Raw genomic sequence first — 26,175 nt, 5'->3', positions numbered from 1 at the left:
AGCTATGGATTCTCAATTAGAAAGCCAACTTAAAACACATAAAAAAATGAGTTTGACTAATCTCTATTTTAATCGTTTTTTAGCGGTTCGTTATACCACGGCATTTTTTCTATTTTTAAACCTCTATTGGGCTGTTTTTTTTATGGGGAGCTTATCGGTTGGCATTTTATTACCACTATTGCTTATTTTGCTTGCTACCTTAACCAGTTTTGAGCAGATTAGACTTTATCGAAATCATCAAAACCATTTACGATATGCTAGTCTTTTCTATCGGATAATGTTGTTAAGTATCATTACGTTAATTGTTTCAATTTATACCCCATTATTTCACTTTTTCTTTCCATTTTTAAAATATTCACAAGAGACTTTAAACGTATTATTAGGAATTTTGGCAGCAAGCTTAGTTTTTACTATTTTTATACTGCTTAAACTGAAAAAGATTGAGCGTAATGAGGATAAACATTTTAAAAGAATCCAAGCTTATCAAGAAATCATTAATTAAATGAGGAAAACAAAATGAATAACGGATTTGTGTTGTTACAAAAATATCTAATGACTCCGATGGCAAAAATATCGCAGTTTAAGATTGTTCGAGCCGTAATGGCGGCGGGAATGGCATCAGTTCCTTTTTGTATCGTTGGCTCGATGTTTTTAGTGTTTAATACGTTACCGATGACCTTTACTGGATTGGAAACAGCTTTTGATAATTCTGTTTTCAGAGTAAGAGATCTTTATATGATAGCTAATACTGCAACAATGGGAATATTAGCACTTTATTTTAACATTGTTGTCGGTTATGAATTAACTAAAATCGAGGAAGAAGAGACTGGTTTAAAAGTTAATGCTCTTAATGGCGCAATGCTATCTGTTTTTGCTTTCATCATGACATTACCAGAATTAGTTATGCAAAACGGATCGATGGTGTTATTTAATGATCAAAGTGCAACCGTCTATAACGGCTTACGCCTAAGCCCTTTTGTTGCTCGATTAGGAACTTCAGGAATCTTTATTGCAATTGTTATGGCAATTTTAGCAACACAACTTTATTTTATGTGTGTACGTCGTAATTGGGTAGTTAAAATGCCTGAAACCGTTCCATTAGGAGTATCACGATCATTTACAGCACTCATTCCAACATTTGTCATCGCATTTACAGTTATTATTTTAAATGGTGTTTTGATTTATTTTGGTACTGACATTTTTAATATCATCGGCATTCCGTTTATCTTTGTAACTAATTTAACTAAAAGCTGGCTTGGCATTATGGTGATTCTATTTTTAATCCATGCTCTTTGGGTTGTTGGTATTCATGGCGCAAGTATTATCGGTGCCTTTATTACTCCGATAATGCTAAGCAATATGAATGAAAATGTTGGTGGAGCAGCCATTCCGTTTGCGGGTGAATTTAATAACTCACTAGTCATTTTAGGTGGTTCGGGCTCAACACTTCTTATGACATTCTTTATTGCTTTTTGTGCTAAATCAAGCCAATTAAAGATTTTAGGTCGTGCCTCAGCGGTTCCTGCGATTTTTAACATTAATGAACCAATCATTTTTGGTATGCCAATCGTATATAACCCATATCTTGCTTTACCATTCTTATTAGCACCAATGGCATGCGGTACTCTAGGCTACTTTGCTATAAGTTCAGGTTTTATGAATCCAATCATTGCGTTGATACCTTGGCCATCGCCAATGGGCTTAGGTGCATTTATTGGTACTGGTGGTGATTATCGGGCTATGTTTGTAGCCATACTCTCTGCAATCTTAGCATTGATAATTTATCTTCCATTTGTAAAAATTTATGACAATAAGCTATATAAAGAAGAACAAGCTAAAGCTGCAAATCAAGAGCAATTAGCTTAATTGCCAATGAATTGAAAAGAGCGTAGATAATTATATATCATTATTTATGCTCTTTTTATTTTTTCTAAGTTTTAGCCTAAAATTTAAATAAAGCACAAATTTAGACAGTCTTTCTTTTATTTGTGCTGATCATTATTTACTCGCCTCTTTGATTTTCTATGCTATATTGATTATTACTTCTTTCATTAAATTCACAATATAAAATTTATCTTTTTGATTTATAGGAAGATGTTAATTATTTGTCTTTAGGAGGTTTAAAATGTTCTATCTTAAACGTAGGTGGATCAAGTATAGCTGTTTTATTGCGTTTTTAATGATAAGTCAGCAAGCTATTTCCGCTGAAAATCTTCAACCTAAATTCGAAGCGGGTGCGGTTGCCTCTCCTGATTATTATGGTGCCATCGCTGCCAAAGAGATGTTATCCAAAGAAGGTAATGCTGTTGATGCTGCTGTTGCAACAGCTTTTACATTAGCGGTTACTTATCCTGAAGCGGGTAATATAGGTGGTGGGGGATTTATGACACTTTGGATTGAAGGACAGCCTTATTTTATGGATTATCGTGAAGTTGCCCCTAGCAAAGCAGATAAAGATATGTTTCTTGATGATAAAAAAAATGTAATCGACAATCTGAGTTTATATTCTCATAAAGCGTCAGGTGTTCCAGGTACTGTTGCGGGCATGTGGGCTGTTCATCAACGCTTTGGTCGGTTAAGTTGGAAAGAAGTTATGGCGCCAGCGATTCGTTTTGCTAATGATGGATTCAGAGTTAATAAGCAACTAATAACTCGTTATCAAGAAATAGAACCAACAGCACCAGCCAATGGTTACTTTAAGCGCTATTTTAGTTCTATGCAAGAAGGACAGATGTTTAAACAACCTGAACTTGGCAAAGTATTAGAACGTATTGCAATGCAAGGTAGTGATGGATTTTATAAAGGAGAAACCGCTAAATTAATTGCAGAGCAAATGGCAAAAAACGATGGTTTAATTACGGAGAGTGATTTAGCCAATTATCAAGCAAAATGGCGAGATCCTTTAGTTGCAAATTGGCAGGATATGCAAGTTGTTACTGCGCCACCACCAAGCTCAGGCGGTGTAGGTTTAATTCAACTATTATCAATGAAACAAGAATTAGCGAATGATTTTGAAGGTGTTAAAGTTAATTCATCAAAGTATATTCACCTAATGGCAGAAATAGAAAAACGTGTTTTTGCCGACCGAGCAGAATATATGGGGGATCCTGATTTTGTAATCGTACCCGTCTCCCAATTAATCAATACTCATTATATGTCTCAAAGGGCTAAACAAGTTAATCCAAAAAGCATTTCCAATACAGAACAGGTTAAACCAGGTTTAGATAATGGAGAAAAATTACAAACAACCCATTTTTCAATTGTGGATAAATGGGGTAATGCAGCTTCAAATACTTATACACTGAACGGTTGGTTTGGTTCTGCTGTCGTTGTGCAAGGTACCGGTATTATACTTAATAATGAGATGGATGATTTTAGTAGTAAACCTGGTGTCGCTAACCAGTTTGGTGTTGTAGGTAAAGATGCAAATGGAATAGAACCCAATAAACGACCTTTATCTTCGATGACACCCAGTATTTTTATAAAAGATAATAATGTGGTAATGGTTATTGGTACACCAGGTGGCTCAAGGATTTTTACCTCTATTTTTCAAGTTGTAACCAATGTTTTTGATAACCATATGACTTTGAAACAAGCTGTACAGGCGTCGCGTTATCATCATCAATTATTACCAAGCAATGTTATTTATATCGAAAGTTTTCAAAATAATGTACCAAAGCAATTGAAAACTGAACTTGAGCAGATGGGATATAGCTTTTATCAACAAGATTTTAGTGGAGATATTCAGGTTATAAAAATTACCAATAATAAACCTGATGCCGTATCAGATATCCGTGGTCGAGGTAAAGCAATAATTGTAGAATAAAATTTTTAGAACATTCTTGTTGCTATAGCAATTTATTTACTAGTATTAAAAAATTATTACTAATACATAAAAAAACCCGCCAGTTTGACGGGTTATTTTATTGAATGATAATTATTCAGGAATAATTTCAATAATAAGTTTAGCAAAAGCTTCGCTGTGTACTTGGAAGAACACTTCGTGTTCACCAGTTGTACGTAATACACCATTTGGTAAACGAACTTCGCTTTTTGATACTTGAACACCGCGAGCTTTAACTGCATCAGCGATATCACGAGTACCAATAGAACCAAATAAACGACCTTCGTCACCAGCTTTAGAAGCAATGGTTACTTTTTCAAGTGCGTTAATTTCGTTAACACGTTGTTCAGCGGCTTTTAATGTTTCAGCAAGTTTTGCTTCTAAATCAGCACGACGCGCTTCAAAGAATTCAATATTCTTTTTAGTTGCTGGTACTGCTTTACCTTGTGGAATTAAAAAGTTACGTGCGTAACCCGCTTTAACATTAACTTGATCACCTAAGCTGCCTAAATTAGCAACTTTATCGAGTAGAATAATTTGCATTATATGTTCCCTCTGTTGCTAATTACTGATGGTTGTCAGTATATGGTAATAATGCCAAGTAACGAGCGCGTTTGATAGCGCGAGCTAATTGACGTTGATATTTTGCGCTAGTACCAGTAATACGGCTTGGTACAATTTTACCACTTTCTGTGATATAGCTTTTTAATAAAGAAACATCTTTATAATCAATTTCTTTAACGCCTTCTGCTGTAAAACGGCAGAATTTGCGACGACGGAAATAACGTGCCATTTGGCTATTCTCCTAATAGTTTAACTTGGTCAGCATGCAAAACAAGTTGACTTGTTTGATTGCGTTTTGTGTGGGTACTTATAAAACCGCTCACTAAAACTTTGCTGCCTTTTTTTATGTAACTTAACTCTTGTTGTCCACTAACAATTACGGGCATTATGCACCATGCTTGTCTGGTAAGTTCTGCTTCAATTTGTTCAGAAACATGTTCTAAATAAAACTGACAATGCGAGATCCCACTTGGACTCATTTTTTGTATCGGTGTTTTTTTTACAATACCCGATAACACTAAACGATTATTCGTCCGAATCATCGTCCATGTTTACTTCGCTAAAATCTTCTTCAGAGTTACGACGCTCATCTTTAGCTTTTAACATAGGTGAAGTTTCAGTTACAGAATTTTTGGTACGCATAATTAAACTGCGAATTACCGCATCATTAAAACGGAAGTTATCTTCAAGCTCATTCACAGCTTCTTGAGTTGCTTCAACGTTCATTAACACATAATGTGCTTTGTGCAGTTTTTCGATAGGATAGGCTAATTGACGACGACCCCAATCTTCTAAACGATGAATTTTACCACCATCAGCGGTTAATGTACCAGTATAACGTTCAATCATACCCGGTACTTGTTCACTTTGATCTGGGTGAACCATAAATACTATTTCGTAATGACGCATTATCGCTCCCTACGGATTAATCAGCTTTCTGTCGGGGCAACCGCAACCCATTGAAAGCAAGGAACATGAAAATAAGCGGTTGAAATCGACGGGGCATTATATATCAACTTATTTTAATTGACAAATGAATATATTAAGGATGTTCCCATACCGTGTCTAAATTTATGTTAAGAAGTTAAATTTAGACCAAAATAACAATGAAACGGTATAGACTCCTGAATAATTTTTACAAAAAATATGTTATAGTTATATTTAAAAATTGTTTTGGTTAATCATTCTTGACAATAATGTTGTTGTTTTCTGATTAAACATAAATATTTTACTAAAATAGTGAGTAGGTTAGTGTTACCATTATTTTTTATATTGAAATAGATGACTGAACGCTAAAATGTAACGATATCTATACATTATTAATGTCAAAATATGTTATGCTTAACCTAGTGTAAATTTTTACTTTTAGGCATACAACAAAAGGAGAACTATGATGACTCAGGAAACAATTTTTAGTAAAATTATTCGGAAAGAAATTCCTTCTGATATTGTTTTTCAAGATGATAAAGTGACTGCTTTTCGTGATATATCGCCTCAAGCACCGACGCATATTTTAATTATTCCAAATAAACTTATCCCCACCGTTAATGACGTTCAAGAAGAAGATGAAATTGTACTTGGACATATGATGATTATTGCTGCAAAAATTGCAAAGCAAGAAGGCATTGATAAAAGTGGTTATCGTTTAATTGTTAATTGTAATGAAGATGCTGGGCAAGAAGTCTTTCATATCCATATGCATTTATTGGGTGGAAAAAAATTAGGTAGATTAATAGGTTAATGTATGAAACAGATAAAACGTATAGTTGTTACTTCGGCAATAGCTTTTGTTTTAACGGGTTGTCATCTTTTAGATAATAAAGATGACATCATGACGCCTCCTGTTATTATAAATCCAACTGATGGAGATGTAATTGAAACCCCACCTTTAATTACTAAGAAAACGGATTGGAATACAATTTTGTCACCATTTACAAATAAACTGATAAATGATTCATCTTCTCTGAATGATGAAAACAAAGTTTTGTTAATTAGTGATATTCAAAATCGCAGTGGTGATTATTTAATAAATAACCAAATTGATGAAGCGTTACATCAATTAATGAATAAACAAAATAAATTCACTATCGCTAGTAGACAATCTATCAACCAAACTAAACAAACATTAGGCATTTCACCTGATGATAAATTGGTTTCAAGAGGTAAAATGATTGGGTTAGCCAAATCAATGAATGCTGGTTATGTACTTTTTACCACCATTTACAAAATACCAACAGAAAATAATGACGCTAATCTTTCTATGGAATTAATTTCAACCCAAACAGGTGAAATATTAAATCGAGTAACATCTAAAGATTTTTCTAAGCAAAGTACCAATGATAATCAACAAAGTGAGGCTAGTGAGTAATGGGTCCATTGTTGATTGATTTTGATGGCATAACTCTAACTGATGATGATAAGAAACTACTGCAAAATCCATTGGTTGCGGGTGTAATTCTATTTAGCCGTAATTATCAAGAACCAAAACAATTGAACGAATTGATAAAGCAGATCCGTGCAGCATCGAATGAGCGATTATTAATTTCGGTCGATCATGAAGGTGGACGAGTTCAACGTTTTAAACATGGGTTTACTCTTATTCCACCAGCCCAAGCTTTTGCTGCACTTAACGATCTTGAACATGCTAAATCATTAGCATTTGATGCGGGTTGGATGTTAGCTATGGAGCTGATTGCTTTTGATATCGATCTTAGTTACGCACCCGTTTTAGATTTAGGCCATGACTGTCTAGCTATTGGCACAAGATCATTTCATCATGATGCTGATATTGCCTATCAAATTGCCTCATCTATGATTGATGGTATGCATATGGCGGGAATGAAAACTACAGGTAAACATTTTCCGGGACATGGTCATGTTATTGCAGATTCACATAAAGAAACGCCTATTGATGATCGTGAAAAATCAGTGATTGAACAAGATATGCAAATTTTCTCGAAACTTATCTCAGATAATAAACTTGATGCAATTATGCCAGCACATGTGATTTATCCAGTATTTGATGATAAACCCGCTAGTGGATCGTCATACTGGCTCAAAACAGTGCTTCGAGAACAGTTACATTTTAACGGTGTGATATTTTCTGATGATTTATCTATGGAGGGTGCATCAGTAATGGGAAATCATGCAGAGCGAGCACAGGCTGCGTTAGCTGCAGGTTGTGATCTACTCTTAGCTTGTAATAATCGACAAGGTTCATTAGCGATTTTAGAACAGCTGATGATTTTGGATAAAACTCAGCCTTTAGCAACAAATAAAGCAAAACACCTATTATCCAACACTAAAATAACCTTTGATGAATTAACTAAAAGCCTTGAGTGGCGGCATCGTCGTGATAAATTAACCAAACTAAATGAGAAATGGGCAGATTATGCAAGCAGCAATCATTGAAATCAATAATGACCAACAATTAATTAACTATAATCAACAAGCTGGTGAACTGATTTCGTCTGATTTGTTAAATTTGAATCAACCTTTTAATTATCATAATGTATTTTCGCTTGATAATTCCGTTAATTTGGATGTCCAAGATGATACGATTATTGTTTTAAATTCTCAGTATTTTTTATTGCAAAAAATTAATGAATCATTCAAAATTACATTTATTTTGCAACCAGTTGAATATCTAAAAAAACGATTATCAAAAATTAATGTCGTTGGTCATCATGCTTTTGATATTTTTGCTGACCAAAGTCAACCAATGCAAAAATTGATCGCTCAAGCTAAAGCATTTTCAATGCAACGAGAGCCATTACTGATCACAGGTGAAACAGGTACTGGTAAAGATTTGTTGGCTAGCGCATGTCATCAATATAGTCCTAGAGGCGATCAAACTTTTTTAGGTCTAAATTGCGCTGCTATGCCTGATGATGTGGTAGAAAGTGAACTTTATGGTCATGCAGTAGGCGCCTATCCTGGCGCACTAGAAAGTAAAAAAGGTTTTTTTGAACAAGCAAACGGCGGTTCTGTATTACTTGATGGCATTGATGAAATGTCATTTCAAATGCAAACCAAATTATTACGTTTTATCAATGACGGATATTTTCGAAGAGTAGGTGATGATAACGAAGTTTACGTTGACGTTAGAATCATCTGTGCGACTAAAGTCGATTTAGCTGAATTGGTGGAACAAGGAAAGTTTAGGAAAGATCTTTATTATCGCTTGAATGTGTTATCTTTAAATTTACCTTCACTTCAAGAACGTCAGGATGATATTGCACCACTTACACATATTTTTATTGATGAATTTGCTCATAAGCAAGGTATTAATCCGCCAACAGTAAATCAGGATGTTATTCCTTATTTAATTCAGTACACTTGGCCGGGTAATGTAAGACAGCTTAAAAATGTACTTTATTCCGCATTAGCTCAGTTAACGTCATCACAATTGACTGTAAAAGATATTGTTCTTCCTGCGATAACTTCGACTCAAGTTTCTTGGATCAACAATATTGAAAACAAAACACTTGATGAAATGACCAAACAATTCGAAAAAGAAGTCTTAAAAAGCTTGTATAACGAATATCCAAGCTCGAGAAAACTTGCAAAAAGATTAGGCGTATCACATACCTCAATTGCTAATAAGCTTAGGGATTATGGGGTAGGAAAAAATATTTGATTTTGCTATTCACTAGATTAAATTTACTAAATTTTAATTATTTATGATTATATTTCAAAGAAATATCGATTGAATTATAATTTTTTACAAACATTTTTTCGGTATGAGGTGATGAGTGAGCATTTATGTAACAAAGTCTTTTATGCCAACTTTATCTGAATATTCTGAGATTTTAAAAGAAATTTGGGAAAGGGGAATATTAACAAATCAAGGTCCTTGTGTTCAAGAGCTTGAAAGAAAAATGAAGGAGTATTTATCAGTACCAAACTTTCAATACTTAAGTAATGGCACAATTGCACTTCAATTTGCTTTAAATGCTTTAAACATAACTGATGGAGAAGTTATAACAACACCTTTTTCGTATGTTGCTACTGTATCAAGTATCCTATGGGAACGTTGTACACCAGTCTTTATTGATATTGAGCCTGATAATTTTACGATCGATAGTCAAAAAATAAGAGCTGCTATAACTAGTAAAACCAGAGCAATAATGGGAGTTCATGTATTTGGATACGCCTGTAATGTTGATGAAATTGAATTAATTGCTAAAGAATATAATTTGAAAGTCATCTATGATGGGGCACATGCTTTTGGAGCAAAATATAAAGGTAACTCTTTACTTTCATATGGAGATATATCAACTGTTTCATTTCATGCGACTAAGTTGTTTCATACAATAGAAGGCGGTGCTTGTATTATTAAAGATAATGAAGTAAGTAATCGATTAGATTTAACTAAACGTTTTGGTCATAATGGTGATACTCATTATCAATTAGGTATAAATGGTAAAACGTCAGAGTTTCATGCAGCAATGGGATTAGCTAATTTTCCATATATCGATAAGATTATTTCTGCTCGCAAAACTTGTTCTGAGCTATATGACAAACTTTTAAATAATTCATTGGGACGACCCAAAAATCAAAATGATTTAGATTATAATTATGCTTACTATCCGATTGTTTTTAAGTCAGAAAAACAGCTTTTAGATGTTTTTTCTGAACTGAATAAGATGGACGTTTATCCTAGACGTTATTTTTATCCTAGCTTAAACCAATTACCTTATTTAAATTATAAACATTGTGAAATTTCAGAAGATATTTCGAAACGAATTGCATGTTTACCTCTTTATGTTGGATTGAAAGAGGAAGAACAAAATATCATTGTTGATACTATTAAAAAAATAATTGATTAATTTAAGTTTAGTAAATTTAATATAAAAGGATAATAATGAAAGTTGGTATAATGCAACCCTATTTTTTTCCGTATTTGGGATATTGGCAGTTGATAAATGCTGTTGATAAATATGTAATTTATGATGATGTTAATTTTATAAAAAATGGGTGGATTAATAGAAATAATATTTTATTAAATGGAAAAAAACATTTAATTACTTTGCCATTAGAAGGTGCTTCGTCATTTTTATTAATAAATCAGATTAAAACTTCATCTAAATTAAAAGATAGAGAAAAATTATTAAAAACTTTGGAGCAAGCCTACAAAAAAGCCCCTTACTTTGAAATAATATTTTCAATCTTTAAAGATACACTTTTTTATAAAAGTGAATATATCTCTGATGCCTTGATATTTTCTATCCAAAAAATAGTTGACTATCTTAATTTGAATACAGAAATAATTTTATCTTCTAAATTAAATAAAGATAATTCGTTATCTGCAGAAAAAAAAGTTATACATATTTGTAATGTATTAAATGCAGACACATATTATAATGCTATAGGTGGAAAAGAATTATACAATAAAGAAAATTTTGAAAAAAATAGAATAAAATTAAATTTTTTACAAATGAATGAGTTGTGCTATTCACAGTTTAATCATGAATTTGTACCTAATCTATCAATTATTGATGTATTAATGTTTAATTCTCCCGCTTCTATTAAGGAAATGCTTAATGAGTTCAGAATTATCTGACTATTCGATAGGTGGTTATTTTGAATTAGAATGTATGGATAATCAATTTTATCATTCTAATGCAATTTTATTAAACTCAGGTAGGAATGCGTTAAGATATATCATAAAAGTTAATAAAATAAAAAAATTAAATGTACCCGCTTATACTTGTAAAGAGGTAATTGAATCAATCAAATCTGAAGATTGTGTAATCCAATTTTATAATTTGAATGAAAGTTTCTTACCAATAGAATCTTTTCGAACAAATGAGTTTGTTTTATATACTAATTATTTTGGAGTTAACAACAATAATATTAAAATTCTTGAACAAAAATATTCAAATTTAATAATTGATAATTCTCAGTCTTTTTATTCACCATGTAATGGATTAGTTTCTTTTTATAGTCCAAGAAAATTTTTTGGTTTGCCTGATGGAGGATTTATATTGGGCAATAAAAAGGCTAATCTGATATTGGATGAAGATCACTCTTTTGAACGTTGTGCTCATCTATTAATGCGTTGGGATAAGGGACCAGAGTATGCTTATTCTAAATTTAAATTGAATGATGAAAGTTTAAATTATCAACCAATAAAAAAAATGTCTAAATTGACTCAAGCATTAATGGGGAATATTGATTATGAAAAAGTTAAACAACAACGAATTAACAATTTTGAAATTTTGAATGAATCACTTAGTACTTCAAATGAAATAGTTTTTCAATTTTCAGAAAATCAAGTTCCAATGGTTTATCCATATTTAATAAATAGTAAAAAAACAAGAAATAACTTACTTAAGAATAGAATTTATATTGCTAAATATTGGCCAGAAATTGATTTAATTCATCCTATAAATAATTATGAAAAATATTTACAAGAATTTTTATTACCATTACCAATCGATCAACGTTATAACATGCAAGATATGAATAAAATTTTGGAGGTTATTTTTGGCTAAAATTAATGTACTAATTTTTCCTGCTGGCGAAATTAATTCTGTGGAATTACATGATGCGTTATCTTCATGTGTTAATGTTAAAGTTTTTGGTGCTTCGTCAGTTGAACGACATGGTAAATATATTTTTCAAAATTATATATCAAATGTGCCAATGATAAATTCACCTGTTTTTTTTGATAAATTTAATGAAATTTTAACTCAGAATGAAATTGATATAATTTTTCCTACTCATGATACTGTAGCAGATTTTTTTTCAACAAACCAAGATAAAATTTATGCCAAAATAGTTGTTGCAGATCAAAAAACTGCAGCAATATGTCGCGATAAAGAAAAAACGTATCAATTATTTAAAAATTATAATTTTTGCCCTAAAATTCATTCAGAACTAATTGATTATCCTGTTTTTATTAAACCAAAACAAGGTCAAGGTTCTGTTGGTGCAAGATTAATCAATAAACCAGATGAGCTACCTGCAGATTTAAATGATTATGTAATATGTGAATATTTACCTGGCATTGAATATACGGTTGATTGTTTAACTGATTTAGATGGTAAATTATTATTTATTTCTCCTCGATCACGCCAACGCATGATGGCAGGTGTAACAGTTGCTGGGCAAAATGAAAAATTAACAAAAAATATTGAATATATCGCTAATATCATTAATGATAAACTTACTTTCAAAGGACTCTGGTGGTTTCAAATTAAAAAAGATTCCAACGATAATTGGAAGTTACTCGAAATTTCAACTCGTTGTGCAGGAACAATGTGCTTAACAAGAGCGAAAGGTATCAATCTTCCTTTACTTAGCGTATATATTTTAATGGGTTATCAAAATATTACCATAATAAACAATCCATATAATATAAAAATGGATAGAACACTAATATCAAGATATGAAATTGATTATACATATAAAATTGCTTATGTTGATTTTGATGATACAGTAACTTTAAATGATGGTGTTAATTTGAAAGTTATGTGGTTTTTGTATCAGTGTCAAAATTTAGGTATTAAAGTTAATCTTATAACTAAACATTCACATGACATTTATATTACATTAAATAAATTATCCATTTCGGTTAATTTATTTAATGAAATTATAAAAATTAGCGAAGATGAACACAAAGCTGATTATATCAATCCTGAACAGGCTATTTTTATTGATAATTCTTATAATGAAAGAATTGATGTTTCGTTAAAATTAGGTATTCCAGTTTTTGATGTAGATAATATTGATGTTTTAATGAATTGGAGAGTTTAATTAAATGATAATGAATCTCGACAATAATTATAAAAAAACAAAAATTGCAATTATGTCTGTCGCTGATATTTTGAATTATGGAGATACCCTTTTTTCTTTTGTTGCAAGACAAGAAATTCTAAAACGACTACCGAATGCTGAATTTCGTTTTTTTACACCGACTAGTTCTGTTATTGAAGGAGAGACATTTTATGGATATACCCGAGAGAATCTAGAAATATTCAAGCCAACTGCAATTTTAGTCATAGGCGGTGAAGTTATCCATAAATATGATAAAGTAGTATGGCACGAAATGTATAAAAATATCAATAAGCCTATACTTTCTGATAATGTATCTGACACTTTTTTTGATTGGCTCGATTATCCGTGTTTCAAGGCATGGTTTTCAGTCGGTGTACTCTATTTTAATGATGGAAATAAGATAGATTTGACAAATCTTAATAAATTAAATTATATTGGTGTTAGAGGCATTTTAAGTAAGAAAAACCTTGAGTTAAATTTACTAACAAGCAATTCTAAAATAAAAATGGTACCAGATATAGGTTGGTTATTTAATCGATATTTTTCTGACTATAAAATGCAGCTTGATACTTTAGAAAAAAATTTAGGGTTATCTATATTAGATAAAAAGTACGTAGTATTTAATATTAATCATACTTCAATTCAAAAACATGAAATTGAAAAAGTAAAAAATATTTTAAACAATTTTGCTATTGATCATGATTGTTATATTTTTTTATTACCAATTATAAAATCATATAAAGACACTGAAGATTTAATAGGATTCAAAGCAAGTCATATTTTTTTATTGCCTGATAATTTATCATTAAAAGAAACTGGTGCATTGTTAATGGGAGCATGGTTTTATATAGGTTCATCTCTTCATGCAGCTATTACAACTATGTCTAATTTCAAGAATGCAGCAATTATTCATGATGTTCAATTAACAAAATTCCAAGACCACTTTGCTCATTCAATGAGAATAGATTTCTGGGATAATAATTGGTTAAATATTGGAACTATATTGGAAAAGTTAAAAGAAACCCCCTTATTGTCCTTAAAAAAATATGCTGAGTATATGTCTATTACTATTGATGAGAAATTAGATGAATTATGTAACATTTTGTCATCATAAGAGGAAAAACAGTGAAAAGAATATGTCTATTTGCTGGCTATAACTATAACAATAAAATATCAGAATATGTTATTGATTATATTATAGAGTTATCGAAATATTCTGATATATATTATTTAGCTGATGGAGTTATACCCGAAAGCGAATTACTAAAGATAAGACCTTATATTAAAAACGGTTGGGTTTTGAACCATAAAAAATATGACTTTGGTTCTTATTCTGAGTTGGCTAAGAATTTTGTCGGTTGGGATATAATTAAAAATTATGACGAATTATTATTGGTTAATGATAGTTGTATATGTGTAAATTCTTTTAAACCTATTTTTGATAAAATGGATGCCAAAGATTTAGATGCATGGGGATTATTGTTCACTGATGAAGCTAATATATTTAAAACGTATGACGCAAAAGATTATCTTTTAAAAGATAAAACTTCGACTCCAAATTTATGTATTGGCACCTATTTTATTAGTGTACGTTCTTCTTTTTTTAAAAAACCTGTATTCCAAAATTTTCTGAATTCAGTAAAACGATTAAATAATAGAGCGGAAGTTTGTGAACGTTATGAAATAGGTCTTTACTTGTTATTGTTGCAAAATAACGCAAAGATGTCTTGTTATTTTGAGAGAGTTTATAGATATTCTACAACATATATGACAGAAGCTTTTATGTTATTAAAGAATGGTTTTCCTTTATTAAAAGTTAGGATTTTTGTTGATAATATTGGCTGTATTAAAAATGTAGACGGAATAGCAGCTACTTGTGAAAAATTTTGTGATTTCCCTTATTTAAATTATGTTAAAAATATAAGATTAGAAAGGAATATTATTGTAAAAGTATCGAAAAAGAAAAATTCAAAGAAAATAAAAAATATTATAAAATATTTTACACCAGTTTTTGTTATTGATTTCTTTTCTTTTATAAAACGAAAGAAACATCAGAATTTAAAACAATTTTTAAAAAAATTATTTAAATATTTGACTCCTGAAATTTTACATGATGCAGTGAAACTTCCCAAAGTTTTAGTAAAAACATTTAAAAATAAACAGTTGCGGTTTTCATTAAAAAAACGCCCACCTTATTATGGCTATTATCCTTGTCATATTAAAAAATATGATAAAATACAAAGAAATAGAATAAGAATGCAGTTGGAAAATTGTAATGATAATGTTGTGATTTTTTTTAATATTATGCGCGAAGTCATATCTGGTGGTATGTTGTCAATAGATCGCTTGGCACAACATTCGGCAGCAGTAACGAAAGATGTCACGATTCTTCAATCAGGGTTACCTCTTAATAATGCAATTATTGATAATCCTTTTTTTGAATATTCTGTTCTTCCAATTTCTTTTAAATATATAATTAAAGAAATTTGCCCTAAAAAGTTATTACTAAATATTCCTGAAGCGTTTCTTCCAGAGTTTATTGATAATTTAAGTGATGAAGAAATTTCATGGTTATGGTCAATTCCTGATTTACATATAAATATTTTAAATCAAGCTGATGAGTTTATGCCTTCAACACATTATATTGAAGAAGCAAGATTACTATGTGCTGACAATTTAGCAATTACTGCAGCACATCAACGTTATTGTACGAAAGAAAAAGAAATACAATATCAATGCCCAGTTTATTTATTAACTCCCTTTTTACCAAATTTTTATTTAACTACTTTTGAACAAAAACAAAAAATCATTATTTTCTCACCAGATATTAATGAACATAAAGAGTTAATTGTTAATTTGCTTGAAAAAGAACTTCCTGATTTCAAGTTTGTCACTATCTCAAAAATGAAATTAGAAGATTATAAAAAATTAATATCTAAAGCAATGTTCACAATTACATTTGGCGAAGGATATGATGGCTATTTTATTGAGCCTGCATTAAGTGGCTCAATATCTTTTGCAGTATATAATGATTTATATTTTCCTAAAAATATGAACAAACTGGACACACTTTATTCATCTTGGCAAGATTTGAAGGAAAAAATAGTTGAAGATATTAAAAGATATTCAACTAATGCTGACGAATTTAATTTAATGTCAACATTACTTAGAAATGAAGTTAAAAGATTTACTAATAATGATCTTTCTTATAAAAATCTAAACGAATTATATGCTAGATTTCTTAAATCTAAGAATTAAAAAAATAGTTTTTATTTAGCATTATATTATTTTTTTGATGAAGTTAATTATAGTAGGAAAAAAAATGAGATTAATTATTACTGGAGGTGCAGGATTCATTGGTTCTGCTGTTGTTCGCTATATTATTGAGCAAACCGATGATGAAGTATTAGTCATAGATAAATTAACCTATGCTGGGAATTTGGAGTCTTTAGCTCAAGTATCTAAAAGTAATCGATTTCATTTTAAACAAATTGATATTTGTGATAGAAAATCTTTAGCTAAAGCAATTAATGAATTTCAACCAAATATTATTATGCATTTAGCTGCTGAAAGTCACGTTGACCGATCAATTGATAATCCATCAACATTTATAGAAACTAATGTAATCGGTACTTTTGCGCTTTTAGAAGAATCATTAGTATATTGGAAAAAATTAGATTTAGATAAACAAAAATACTTTCGTTTTCATCATATTTCTACCGATGAAGTATATGGTGATTTACATGGTACAGACGATCTTTTTACTGAAAAGACGCCTTATTCACCAAGTAGTCCATATTCAGCCTCTAAAGCATCAAGTGATCATTTGGTTCGTGCTTGGCATAGAACATTTAATTTGCCTACAGTTATAACCAATTGTTCAAATAATTATGGACCTTATCACTTCCCAGAAAAACTAATACCATTGATGATACTCAATGCACTTGAAGGTAAACCATTGCCTGTATATGGTAATGGTCAGCAAATAAGAGATTGGTTATATGTGGAAGATCATGCTAAAGCGCTTTATCTAGTTGCTACTAAGGCAAAAGTAGGTGAGACTTATAATATTGGTGGTCATAATGAACAAAAAAACATTGATGTTGTAAATATTATTTGTAAATTACTTGAAGAGTTTGTTCCAAATAAACCAGATGGAGTTAAGTATTATAAAGATCTTATTACTTATGTTACCGATCGACCGGGGCATGATCAACGTTATGCTATAGATGCATCAAAGATTTATCAAGATTTAGGATGGAAACCTCAGGAGACATTTGAAACAGGAATGCGTAAAACAGTAATGTGGTATATACAAAACAAACAATGGTGTGAGCGTATTAAAGATGGTTCGTATGCGCGTTCAAGACAAGGTATTATAAACTAAGGTAAATATATGAAAGGAATTGTACTTGCAGGTGGATCGGGAACTCGACTATATCCTATAACTAGGGGGATATCAAAACAGTTACTTCCAATATACGATAAACCTATGATTTATTATTCATTATCTGTTCTTATGTTGGCCGGAATTCGTGATATTTTGGTCATTACTACACCAGAAGATTTACCTATGTTCAAACGGTTATTAGGTGATGGTTCCAGATTTGGTGTTAAACTTAGTTATGCTCAGCAACCCAAACCTGAAGGTTTGGCACAAGCTTTTATAATAGGTGAGGAATTTATCCAAAATCAGCGATGTGCTCTGATTTTAGGTGATAATCTTTTTTTTGGTGAAAGCTTTGGCCGAAAGTTAGAAAAAGTTGTATCTCATAAAGAAGGTGCTACTATTTTTGGTTACCAGGTAGTTGATCCTGAACGTTTTGGTGTCGTAGATTTTGATGAAGAATTTAAAGCATTATCTATCGAAGAAAAACCAATTAAACCAAAATCTAATTGGGCAGTCACAGGACTTTATTTCTATGACGAAAATGTTGTTGAAATGGCGAAACAAATTAAACCTTCGCATAGAGGGGAATTGGAAATAACAACGCTTAATCAAATGTATTTAGATTTAGGGCGTTTGAATGTAGAAATATTAGGGCGAGGATTTGCATGGCTTGATACAGGAACTCATGATAGCTTAATTGAGGCTTCGTCATTTGTTCAAGTTATAGAAAAGAGGCAAGGTTTAAAAATTGCCTGTCTTGAGGAAATCGCCTATCGTAATGGTTGGATAAGTGCCGAGCAAGTAAAAGAAGAAGCTGTTTGTTTAAGCAAAACTTCATATGGACAGTACTTAGCAAAACTGATAAATGATTAGAGGTACAAATGGAAGTAATACAAACTGAAATTCCAGATGTAAAAATTGTCAAACCTAAAGTATATGGAGATGAAAGGGGTTTTTTTCTGGAAACATTTGAACAAAAACGTTATCAAGAAATGTTAGGTATCAGCCTCAATTTTGTTCAGGATAATCACTCTCAATCACAAAAAAATGTTTTAAGAGGTTTACATTTTCAAAAAGAAAATCCACAAGGGAAACTCGTTAGAGTTGTCAGGGGAGAAGTATTTGATGTGGCTGTAGATATTAGAAAAGATTCATCTACTTATGGTAAATGGGTCGGTGTTATTCTTTCTGAAGACAATAAAAGTCAACTGTGGATCCCTCCAGGTCTTGCTCATGGATTCTTAGTTATGTCTGATATAGCTGATTTTGAATATAAATGCACTAATTATTATGATCCTAATTCTGAAAGATGTTTACTTTGGAATGACCCAACAGTAAATATCAATTGGCCTATATCAACACCAATCTTATCTGAAAAAGACAAATTAGGTAAAACATTACAGGAGCTTTAATAAATCATATGAAAGTTTTATTAACTGGAGCTAATGGCCAACTAGGTAATTGTTTTGTGGATATTTTTCCATCAAAATGGGAGCTGATTAAGACCGACACTGAACAACTTGATATTACTGATGAGGATGCTGTAGATAGTTTCATTGCTAAATATAAACCTGATGCCGTTATTAATGCCGCTGCATATACTGCGGTTGATAAAGCGGAGGACGAGCCTCAACTGGCTTATAACGTCAATGTTATAGGACCTAAAAATTTAGCTATTTCATCAAAAAAATATCATGCGAAATTTTTTCATGTTTCTACTGATTATGTCTTTGATGGAACTAATAATATTCCTTATACGGAAGAAGATATTACTAACCCGATTAATATCTACGGCAAAACAAAACGTGATGGTGAATTAGCGGTTTTAGATAATGCTCCATCTTCTATTGTCATTAGAACTTCTTGGGTATTTAGCTCATATGGTAATAATTTTGTTAAAACAATGTTGAGATTAGCTACTGAAAAACAACAATTATCTATAGTTGATGATCAACTTGGTAATCCAACTTATGCAGGCGATCTGGCTCAAGTTATTCTTTATTTGCTTGATAAAAAAATAGATGGAGGTATTTATCATTTTTGTGGCGATAGTTCAACCTCTTGGTATTTGTTTGCCAAAAGAATTTTTGAAATTGCCTTAACCCTAAAAGTGATAACCCAATCTCCTGAGATTATTCCAGTCAAAACACAAGCATTTCCTACAAAAGCTAAAAGACCAAAATATTCAGTAATGAGTGTTGATAAATTAAGAAAGTATGGTTTATTAGCTTCAGATTGGAATAATGGTTTGATTCACAGTATTTCTAAAATTAAATCTGATAAGTAATCTAAATAATCCAACATATTATGACTATTTATTTTGCAGAATGGAATGCTGATTATGAAAAGTTCATGATCAACGCCCTAAAACATGAGTATGATGTTATACTTTTTAATAAATTAATGAAGCATTTTAGAGATATCAATTTTTCCTTAGAAAGAAAAAATTTTCCCCGACAATGGTTTATCAAATTAAATCAATTAATAAAGTTAAGAAAATTAAAGCCTGATGATATTTTATTATGCAGTGGTTTTGCTATATCTGGATTTATAGATTTAGTTAAAGACGTAAATTGCAATCGAGTGTTAGTTTTAAGAGATACTATTGATGTATTAAACAATAGTATGAAAAACAAAAAAAAATGGCTACGTCAGGATGAAGATTTTATCACCAAAATTACGCCTCATTTTAATAAAATATACAGTTTTGACTTTGAAGATTGTAAAAAATATCACTTTACCTATTTAAATCAATTTCTACCTTTTAGTTTTTCTGAAATGAAAAAGATTCGAGAAAAATTATTTGATAATAACACTGAAAAAAAATGTTTTTTTATTGGTGAATATTGGGATAATCGAGTTGAAGTGATTAATAAACTCGCGCCTATATTGCAACTTAATAATGTTATAACTGATTTTAATTTGATAAATTATGAGGTGCTTAAAAAAGCTAGTATAACTTTCAAACAATCAGAATATTACAGTTTAGGACAAAAAATTAGCTATTTTGATAATATAGAAAAGGTAAAACAAAGTAATATTATTTTAGAAATTGTACAAATAGGGCAAACAGGGGTAACTTTAAGGGCTATCGAAGCAATTTTATTTAATAAAAAATTAATTACTACAAATAAATCGATAAAAGAATATGATTTTTATAATCCTGACCAGACTTTTATTCTAGAAGATCAGAATTATAAAGAGATCATAAACTTTTTACACAAAAAATTTACACCTGTCCCTTTAGAAATTTTGTATAAATATAGCTCTGATGCAATGCTAACGACCATAAAAAATGAGTCAATAAAATATTATTGATTTTATTAATTTTTAGTTAATTTTTTAAGGCAATACATGATATTACAAATTATTCCAGAAAAATACTTTTTCTGATGCATTTTGTGTTTTGAACAATATCTCATTTGAGTAGCTGTCGTAGCAGGAAGTAGTGGCGTAGATTTTAATGGTGATTGTAGTTTTGCATTTATAAAGTATTGTGAGCATTTATAACGGTTAGCCCATGTATGCCAAGGTTTGGTTGGTCCAATATAATGTATTAATATTGCTTGATCTAAATTAGGTAAATAGGTGTTATTCTTATTTTTATATTTCAATTCATAATTAATGCTTACTTGTTGATTATACTTTCTATTAAGATATTTAACTTTATCAAGTAGTAGTAAATTCAAAACATCTTGATCGAGATGTGTAAATTTTTTTGATTTATTGGTATCAGAAAGTAATTCTAATGCTTTATCATTTATATTGAATTCCTGCCATTTATTTAAATTTATTAGTAAAAAACCAGCATTAAAATAACTTTTAGATAATTTAATTTCATCAAGACGAGTCGCACATTTATCCCACCAGATAGCATCTTTATCCGAAACCACATAAGCGATATTTTCTTCGAATGATAATGTAAATAATTCTTCTAATGATCCAGTGCATATTATATCTGCGTCAATATAAAGAATTTTATCTATTTTTTGATAAAAATAATCAGCTATTATAAATCTAAAATAAGTTGCTATAGTCCAGTTTTTTGTGGTTGGAAGTTTTGACAAACCTATGTCATCAACTAAATACAGTGTTATATTCGTTTTATATTTTTCAGATAATAACTTTAGATTTTTTTCAAAATCGCATGATAAATGATTAGTAAAGATGTGAAAAGAAAATTCGAGATTAGTATTAGACATTAAAATAGAAGAGATTGAAACAGCACAACCTAAGAAAAATTTTTCATCAATTCCGTAGGCTATATCCAGCTGATTAGCATTGCTACTATTATTGCTATAAAAAGTTATTTTTTTTTTAATAATATGATTAGCATCGAGATACATTGGTGACTTCCTATTTGGAATAATCCACAAATAAACGCATTTAATAAAAATAAGAATACTGTTGTTGTAAAAAATTAACTAGCCAATTAAATATAAAATGAATTGAATTACATATAAAGTCTAACTCATTAGATATTATACGTATTATATAAATAATACAAATAATATCTAGTGGGTACAATAAATGGTTAGTAAAGATGTGAAAAGAAAATTCCAGATTAGTGCTAGATATTAAAATATAAAAGATTGAAACGGCACAAATTAAGAAAAAATTTTTAACAATTACGTAGGCTATATTCAGTTGATTAGCATTGCTACTATTATAGTTATAAAAAGTTTTATTTTTAGTAGAATGATTACTATTGAGACACATTGTTAATTTCCTATTTGGAATAATCCATCAATAAACGTATTCAATAAAAGTAAGCATACGATTATTGTGTAAAAATAACCTGATGATTAAATATAAAATGAATTTAGTTGAATTACGCATAAGGCCTCATTTATTAGTTATTATATATAAAATATAGATAATACAAATTAGATCTAGTTGAAAAAGAATTGAAATAAAATGATAAACAATATAGTTTATATAGTATAATTTGTGCTTTGATAAAAAATTCCCTTTTATGAAAAATAAACATAGTTCGTTAAACACAATTAAACAATTGTGGCCATTTATTTCTCCATATAAAAAAGCTTTAATAGCTGCTATTATTGCACTTTTATTAAATGCCGCAACTGATGCAACATTAATTTCACTAACAAAACCGCTATTAGATAATGGATTAATGGATAAAAATTATGGACTTTTAGTCCTTTTTTCAATTGGTATTATTGGTTTAATTACATTACGTGGATTGTCTAATTATTGCTCCACTTATTGCCTTTCGTGGCTATCTGGTAAAGTAGTAACTAAATTTCGTCAATTAATTTTTGATCATTTAGTTAAAAGCCCAACTAGCTTTCTTAATAATAACGCAATTGGAGAGCTGGTAACAGTAATAACTTATAATACTCAATTATTATCGAAAGCATCATCGGATGCCTTGATTATACTTGTTAGAGAAATTGCATATGCTATTGGTTTAGGTATAGTAATGTTTTATGGCAATTGGAAGTTAGCTTCTGTATTAATTGTTGTTGTGCCTATAGTTATTTTTATTGCTCAATTTATTGCAAAAAAATTTCGTCATGCTTTAATTTCTATGCAAAAAAGTATTGGTACCATAACAACCACAGCCGATGAAATGATTAAAGGGCATAAAGAAATCCTTGTATATAATGCTCAAAAATATGAAAAAGAAAACTTTTATACTATAAACGAAATTTTTAGGCGAGGTTTATTGAAGATTGTTTTAGTTTCTGGATTATCCTCACCGATTATCCAATTAGTCGCTACAGCTGCTTTAGGCTTAATATTATTTCTTGTCGCAAATCAAACTTTAGATATTACACCCGGCTCATTTACTGTTGTTTTTTCTGCAATGGTTGCTATGATGAGACCATTAAGAGAATTAACTAGTGTTCACCTTGAGTTACAAAAAGGTTCTGTTGCTTGTGAATCACTATTTGCTCTTTTAGACAATCCTCTAGAAGAAGATAATGGAAAAATTGAATTAAAAGATGTTAAAGATAATATTGTTTTTCGTCATGTAACTTATACCTATCCAAACAATAGTGTGCCATCTTTAAAAGATGTAAGTTTAAAAATTAAGAAAGGTGAAACAGTCGCTTTAGTTGGTCGCTCTGGCGCAGGCAAATCAACAATAGCCAGTTTATTACCAAGATTTTATGATATTGTTGAGGGGGAGATATTAATTGATTCTATCAATATCAAACAATATACTCTAAAATCATTACGTGACCAAATTGGATATGTTTCTCAGCAAGTTCACTTATTTAATGGAACTATTGCAGATAATATTGCTTATGGTGCTAAAAATAGGTATACCAAGCAAGATATTATTGAGGCTGCTAAACAAGCTAATGCAATGGAATTTATTGAAAAATTAGAAAATGGAATTGATACTGAGATTGGCGATAATGGAATTTTGTTGTCTGGAGGACAACGTCAACGAATTGCTATTGCAAGAGTTTTATTACGAAATAACCCAATCCTTATTTTTGATGAAGCGACTTCTGCGTTAGATAATGAGTCGGAAAGATTAGTACAACAAGCAATTGAACATTTGCAAAAAAACAGAACTTCAATCGTCATTGCGCATAGATTATCAACAATTGAAAAGGCAGATCGTATTTTAGTTATTGATGGAGGACAGCTAGTAGAGGATGGGACTCACCAAACTTTGTTATCCCAAAAAGGTATTTATGCCTCAATGTATCAACTACAATTTAACTCTTAATTAAAATTATATTATGAAAAAAAATAATAAAACGATAAATAATGATATTGATCGAGACTTTTCAACGTTACATACGTTCTCTAAGTTATGGCCATATATAACTAAACATAAATTTCTACTCTTTTTTGCAATAATATTATTAATTATAAGTGCATTTGCTGATACATCACTTATTGGATTACTGCAACCTCTGCTAGATAAAGGGTTTGTTGAAAATGATCAGAACTTTTTATTTATGGCACCAATTTATATTTTTGCTTTAGTTTTTCTTCGCGGTGCTGCAAATTATGGATACTCTTATTTTTTATCTTTAATTTCAACTAAAATAGTCCTTAAAATTCGTCAACGACTTTTTAATCATTTTGTTGATGCTCCAGTGAGTTTTTATGATAAGAACTCTACTGGACGATTATTATCGCGTATAACGTATGATACTGATCAAGTGGCCTCATCTTCCTCAGATGCTTTAATTACTATTGTACGTGAATCTGCATTTATTTGTGGCTTATTTTATACAATGTTTATAAATAGTTGGCAATTATCTTTATCTTTGATTTTTATTACACCTATTGTTATTGGTCTAATCTCATTTGTGTCAATAAAGTTCCGAAAAATGGCCAAAAACATGCAGAACTCAATGGGTAATGTCACTATGTCTGTTGAGCAAATGTTAAAAGGTCATAGAGAAATCATTCTTTTTGGTGCTCAAGACGAGGAATCGAATCACTTTGCAAAAGTAAGCAATAAATTTCGAAGAGATACGATGCGTTTAGTGTCTATATCTGCTTTATCAACCCCAATTGTTCAATTAATTATATCGTTTGCCATTGCTTTCGTTTTATTAATGGCGAGTAATCCTGACTTAAATATTACTCCTGGTCAGTTTACCGTTGTATTTTCTTCACTAGTTGCTTTAATGCAACCAATCAAAAGTTTAACAAGTGTCAATGCTGAATTTCAAAAAGGAATGGCTGCATGTCAAACTTTATTTTCGATATTTGATCAACCTATTGAGAAAGACAATGGTAATTTAACTATTGAACGAGTAAAAGGTAATATTGAATTTAAACATGTTTCTTTTACATATGAAACTAGACAAGAACCTGCTTTAAGGGATATTAATTTTACAGTGGAGCATGGTAAAACCATTGCCTTTGTTGGTCGTTCAGGTTCTGGCAAAACGACTATAGCAAGTTTAATTACTCGTTTCTATGATATAAGTGAAGGCGAAATTTTAATTGATAATCATAATATTCAGGATTTAACTCTATATAGTTTACGAGACCAAATTGGCTTAGTTTCTCAAAATGTTCATTTATTCAATGATACCATAGCTAATAATATTGCTTATGGACGAATAGGTGAATATTCACAAAGTCAGATTGAAGAAGCAGCTAAAAAAGCTTATGCGTATGATTTTATAAAAGAACTTGAGAATGGATTCGAAACTATAGTTGGAGAAAATGGAATATTATTATCTGGAGGGCAACGTCAACGTATAGCTATCGCTAGAGCTTTATTGCGTGATAACCCAATATTAATTTTAGATGAAGCAACATCCGCACTTGATTCAGAATCGGAAAAAGCAATACAACAAGCTTTGGAAGAATTACAAAAAGGGCGAACATCAATTGTTATTGCACATCGATTATCGACGATTGAAAAAGCGGATAAAATTCTTGTTATTGATGGTGGCGAAATTATTGAACAAGGAAATCATCAAGAACTATTATCACAAAATGGCTTATATTCAAAACTGTATGAAAGCAATTTAAGTTAGCCGATATTAATTTGCTCAATTTTATTTATATATTTTGAATTAAAACAATTAAAATTAAATAGACTTTTTATGACGAGTTTCATTAAAAGTCTATTTAGTCT

At 30.4% G+C, this 26,175-nt stretch carries 25 protein-coding genes; 20 read left to right on the top strand and 5 right to left on the bottom strand.

Translation table 11 applies throughout. The annotated features are described in order from the left end of the window. The first annotated feature begins 4 nt into the window (after nucleotides 1-4). From H3T96_RS04240 to ggt, 3 genes are all read left to right on the top strand, one after another. On the top strand, nucleotides 5-502 hold the full coding sequence (locus H3T96_RS04240) for a hypothetical protein (protein ID WP_144091653.1): 498 nt from the start codon (nucleotides 5-7) through the stop codon (nucleotides 500-502). Nucleotides 503-516: 14 nt separating this feature from the next. Next, on the top strand, nucleotides 517-1,866 hold the full coding sequence (gene celB / locus H3T96_RS04235; protein WP_144091654.1) for a PTS cellobiose transporter subunit IIC: 1,350 nt from the start codon (nucleotides 517-519) through the stop codon (nucleotides 1,864-1,866). A gap of 313 nt (nucleotides 1,867-2,179) precedes the next feature. After that, nucleotides 2,180-3,826 carry a gamma-glutamyltransferase gene (gene ggt / locus H3T96_RS04230; protein WP_370545716.1) on the top strand — a complete coding sequence of 549 codons (1,647 nt, stop codon included), beginning with the start codon at nucleotides 2,180-2,182 and terminating at the stop codon, nucleotides 3,824-3,826. A 111-nt stretch (nucleotides 3,827-3,937) separates the two neighbouring features. On the opposite strand, the gene rplI is transcribed toward ggt, so the two are convergent. The 4 genes from rplI to rpsF are packed head-to-tail and all read right to left on the bottom strand — an operon-like array spanning nucleotide 3,938 to nucleotide 5,317. Continuing rightward, complete coding sequence (gene rplI / locus H3T96_RS04225; RefSeq protein WP_039129438.1) at nucleotides 3,938-4,387, bottom strand: 50S ribosomal protein L9; 450 nt, start codon at nucleotides 4,385-4,387, stop codon at nucleotides 3,938-3,940. A gap of 22 nt (nucleotides 4,388-4,409) precedes the next feature. Next, complete coding sequence (gene rpsR / locus H3T96_RS04220) at nucleotides 4,410-4,637, bottom strand: 30S ribosomal protein S18 (protein WP_025314965.1); 228 nt, start codon at nucleotides 4,635-4,637, stop codon at nucleotides 4,410-4,412. Between the two features lie 4 nt (nucleotides 4,638-4,641). Next, nucleotides 4,642-4,947 carry a primosomal replication protein N gene (gene priB / locus H3T96_RS04215; protein WP_363317501.1) on the bottom strand — a complete coding sequence of 102 codons (306 nt, stop codon included), beginning with the start codon at nucleotides 4,945-4,947 and terminating at the stop codon, nucleotides 4,642-4,644. Then, nucleotides 4,934-5,317: a 30S ribosomal protein S6 gene (rpsF, locus tag H3T96_RS04210; protein ID WP_065737505.1), complete on the bottom strand. Its 384-nt coding sequence runs from the start codon at nucleotides 5,315-5,317 to the stop codon at nucleotides 4,934-4,936. The genes priB and rpsF overlap by 14 nt, the downstream gene beginning before the upstream one ends. Nucleotides 5,318-5,801: 484 nt before the next feature. Here rpsF and H3T96_RS04205 point away from each other — a divergent pair, with 484 nt between their 5' ends. The 15 genes from H3T96_RS04205 to H3T96_RS04135 all read left to right on the top strand — a co-directional run bounded on the left by H3T96_RS04205 (nucleotide 5,802) and on the right by H3T96_RS04135 (nucleotide 20,900). Then, nucleotides 5,802-6,149 (top strand): HIT domain-containing protein, encoded by a 348-nt coding sequence (locus H3T96_RS04205; RefSeq protein WP_039131330.1) that lies wholly within the window; start codon nucleotides 5,802-5,804, stop codon nucleotides 6,147-6,149. Nucleotides 6,150-6,152: 3 nt separating this feature from the next. Then, on the top strand, nucleotides 6,153-6,776 hold the full coding sequence (locus H3T96_RS04200; protein ID WP_144091656.1) for a penicillin-binding protein activator LpoB: 624 nt from the start codon (nucleotides 6,153-6,155) through the stop codon (nucleotides 6,774-6,776). Next, on the top strand, nucleotides 6,776-7,819 hold the full coding sequence (gene nagZ / locus H3T96_RS04195; protein WP_144091657.1) for a beta-N-acetylhexosaminidase: 1,044 nt from the start codon (nucleotides 6,776-6,778) through the stop codon (nucleotides 7,817-7,819). Before H3T96_RS04200 ends, nagZ begins: the two co-directional genes overlap by 1 nt. Next, a complete protein-coding gene (locus tag H3T96_RS04190) occupies nucleotides 7,800-9,047 on the top strand; it encodes a sigma 54-interacting transcriptional regulator (protein WP_198248593.1) in 1,248 nt (415 codons plus the stop codon). The genes nagZ and H3T96_RS04190 overlap by 20 nt, the downstream gene beginning before the upstream one ends. Before the next feature lie 115 nt (nucleotides 9,048-9,162). Continuing rightward, a complete protein-coding gene (locus H3T96_RS04185) occupies nucleotides 9,163-10,239 on the top strand; it encodes a DegT/DnrJ/EryC1/StrS aminotransferase family protein (protein WP_198248592.1) in 1,077 nt (358 codons plus the stop codon). 35 nt (nucleotides 10,240-10,274) lie between these two features. Further along, nucleotides 10,275-10,973: a WbqC family protein gene (locus H3T96_RS04180; protein ID WP_144091659.1), complete on the top strand. Its 699-nt coding sequence runs from the start codon at nucleotides 10,275-10,277 to the stop codon at nucleotides 10,971-10,973. Next, complete coding sequence (locus H3T96_RS04175) at nucleotides 10,954-11,907, top strand: hypothetical protein (RefSeq protein WP_144091660.1); 954 nt, start codon at nucleotides 10,954-10,956, stop codon at nucleotides 11,905-11,907. Before H3T96_RS04180 ends, H3T96_RS04175 begins: the two co-directional genes overlap by 20 nt. Beyond that, nucleotides 11,900-13,171, top strand: a complete 1,272-nt coding sequence (locus H3T96_RS04170) for an ATP-grasp domain-containing protein (RefSeq protein ID WP_144091661.1) — start codon at nucleotides 11,900-11,902, stop codon at nucleotides 13,169-13,171. Before H3T96_RS04175 ends, H3T96_RS04170 begins: the two co-directional genes overlap by 8 nt. A gap of 4 nt (nucleotides 13,172-13,175) precedes the next feature. Next, nucleotides 13,176-14,306, top strand: coding sequence for a polysaccharide pyruvyl transferase family protein (locus tag H3T96_RS04165; RefSeq protein ID WP_144091662.1), 1,131 nt, complete (start codon nucleotides 13,176-13,178; stop codon nucleotides 14,304-14,306). An 11-nt stretch (nucleotides 14,307-14,317) separates the two neighbouring features. After that, nucleotides 14,318-16,450, top strand: a complete 2,133-nt coding sequence (locus H3T96_RS04160) for a rhamnan synthesis F family protein (protein WP_186279227.1) — start codon at nucleotides 14,318-14,320, stop codon at nucleotides 16,448-16,450. Between the two features lie 64 nt (nucleotides 16,451-16,514). Beyond that, nucleotides 16,515-17,579, top strand: coding sequence for a dTDP-glucose 4,6-dehydratase (rfbB, locus tag H3T96_RS04155; RefSeq protein ID WP_144091664.1), 1,065 nt, complete (start codon nucleotides 16,515-16,517; stop codon nucleotides 17,577-17,579). 9 nt (nucleotides 17,580-17,588) lie between these two features. Continuing rightward, nucleotides 17,589-18,455 carry a glucose-1-phosphate thymidylyltransferase RfbA gene (rfbA, locus tag H3T96_RS04150; RefSeq protein WP_144091665.1) on the top strand — a complete coding sequence of 289 codons (867 nt, stop codon included), beginning with the start codon at nucleotides 17,589-17,591 and terminating at the stop codon, nucleotides 18,453-18,455. A gap of 8 nt (nucleotides 18,456-18,463) precedes the next feature. Then, a complete protein-coding gene (gene rfbC / locus H3T96_RS04145) occupies nucleotides 18,464-18,994 on the top strand; it encodes a dTDP-4-dehydrorhamnose 3,5-epimerase (protein WP_039129858.1) in 531 nt (176 codons plus the stop codon). Between the two features lie 8 nt (nucleotides 18,995-19,002). Beyond that, nucleotides 19,003-19,869, top strand: coding sequence for a dTDP-4-dehydrorhamnose reductase (rfbD, locus tag H3T96_RS04140; RefSeq protein ID WP_144091666.1), 867 nt, complete (start codon nucleotides 19,003-19,005; stop codon nucleotides 19,867-19,869). A 20-nt stretch (nucleotides 19,870-19,889) separates the two neighbouring features. Further along, entirely contained in the window at nucleotides 19,890-20,900 is a 1,011-nt protein-coding gene (locus H3T96_RS04135) for a hypothetical protein (RefSeq protein ID WP_144091667.1), read from the top strand. Between the two features lie 5 nt (nucleotides 20,901-20,905). Here H3T96_RS04135 and H3T96_RS04130 read toward each other — a convergent pair whose 3' ends face one another. Next, entirely contained in the window at nucleotides 20,906-21,928 is a 1,023-nt protein-coding gene (locus H3T96_RS04130) for a glycosyltransferase (RefSeq protein ID WP_144091668.1), read from the bottom strand. Nucleotides 21,929-22,557: 629 nt separating this feature from the next. Between H3T96_RS04130 and msbA (H3T96_RS04125) the strand changes: the two genes are divergently transcribed. Next, a complete protein-coding gene (gene msbA / locus H3T96_RS04125) occupies nucleotides 22,558-24,294 on the top strand; it encodes a lipid A export permease/ATP-binding protein MsbA (protein WP_144091669.1) in 1,737 nt (578 codons plus the stop codon). Between the two features lie 13 nt (nucleotides 24,295-24,307). Beyond that, entirely contained in the window at nucleotides 24,308-26,074 is a 1,767-nt protein-coding gene (gene msbA / locus H3T96_RS04120; protein ID WP_222102791.1) for a lipid A ABC transporter ATP-binding protein/permease MsbA, read from the top strand. Nucleotides 26,075-26,175: the final 101 nt, after the last annotated feature.

Origin of the sequence: Gilliamella sp. W8136, assembly GCF_016101285.1 — a bacterium.
GTDB lineage: Bacteria > Pseudomonadota > Gammaproteobacteria > Enterobacterales > Orbaceae > Gilliamella > Gilliamella apicola_N.
The sequence above is the reverse complement of the archived record's forward strand: the minus strand, read 5'-3'. Positions and strand labels throughout refer to the sequence as shown.

Bases quoted from the DNA above. Each gene is read 5' to 3' on its own strand.
- msbA (WP_144091669.1), top strand. From the start codon at position 22,558: ATGAAAAATAAACATAGTTCGTTAAACACAATTAAACAATTGTGGCCA.
- H3T96_RS04240 (WP_144091653.1), top strand. From the start codon at position 5: ATGGATTCTCAATTAGAAAGCCAACTTAAAACACATAAAAAAATGAGT.
- rfbC (WP_039129858.1), top strand. From the start codon at position 18,464: ATGGAAGTAATACAAACTGAAATTCCAGATGTAAAAATTGTCAAACCT.
- rplI (WP_039129438.1), bottom strand. From the start codon at position 4,387: ATGCAAATTATTCTACTCGATAAAGTTGCTAATTTAGGCAGCTTAGGT.
- rfbA (WP_144091665.1), top strand. From the start codon at position 17,589: ATGAAAGGAATTGTACTTGCAGGTGGATCGGGAACTCGACTATATCCT.
- H3T96_RS04190 (WP_198248593.1), top strand. From the start codon at position 7,800: ATGCAAGCAGCAATCATTGAAATCAATAATGACCAACAATTAATTAAC.
- H3T96_RS04200 (WP_144091656.1), top strand. From the start codon at position 6,153: ATGAAACAGATAAAACGTATAGTTGTTACTTCGGCAATAGCTTTTGTT.
- H3T96_RS04180 (WP_144091659.1), top strand. From the start codon at position 10,275: ATGAAAGTTGGTATAATGCAACCCTATTTTTTTCCGTATTTGGGATAT.
- H3T96_RS04130 (WP_144091668.1), bottom strand. From the start codon at position 21,928: ATGTATCTCGATGCTAATCATATTATTAAAAAAAAAATAACTTTTTAT.
- H3T96_RS04165 (WP_144091662.1), top strand. From the start codon at position 13,176: ATGATAATGAATCTCGACAATAATTATAAAAAAACAAAAATTGCAATT.
- H3T96_RS04135 (WP_144091667.1), top strand. From the start codon at position 19,890: ATGACTATTTATTTTGCAGAATGGAATGCTGATTATGAAAAGTTCATG.
- nagZ (WP_144091657.1), top strand. From the start codon at position 6,776: ATGGGTCCATTGTTGATTGATTTTGATGGCATAACTCTAACTGATGAT.
- rpsR (WP_025314965.1), bottom strand. From the start codon at position 4,637: ATGGCACGTTATTTCCGTCGTCGCAAATTCTGCCGTTTTACAGCAGAA.
- H3T96_RS04175 (WP_144091660.1), top strand. From the start codon at position 10,954: ATGAGTTCAGAATTATCTGACTATTCGATAGGTGGTTATTTTGAATTA.
- rfbB (WP_144091664.1), top strand. From the start codon at position 16,515: ATGAGATTAATTATTACTGGAGGTGCAGGATTCATTGGTTCTGCTGTT.
- ggt (WP_370545716.1), top strand. From the start codon at position 2,180: ATGATAAGTCAGCAAGCTATTTCCGCTGAAAATCTTCAACCTAAATTC.
- H3T96_RS04205 (WP_039131330.1), top strand. From the start codon at position 5,802: ATGACTCAGGAAACAATTTTTAGTAAAATTATTCGGAAAGAAATTCCT.
- msbA (WP_222102791.1), top strand. From the start codon at position 24,308: ATGAAAAAAAATAATAAAACGATAAATAATGATATTGATCGAGACTTT.
- rpsF (WP_065737505.1), bottom strand. From the start codon at position 5,317: ATGCGTCATTACGAAATAGTATTTATGGTTCACCCAGATCAAAGTGAA.
- rfbD (WP_144091666.1), top strand. From the start codon at position 19,003: ATGAAAGTTTTATTAACTGGAGCTAATGGCCAACTAGGTAATTGTTTT.
- celB (WP_144091654.1), top strand. From the start codon at position 517: ATGAATAACGGATTTGTGTTGTTACAAAAATATCTAATGACTCCGATG.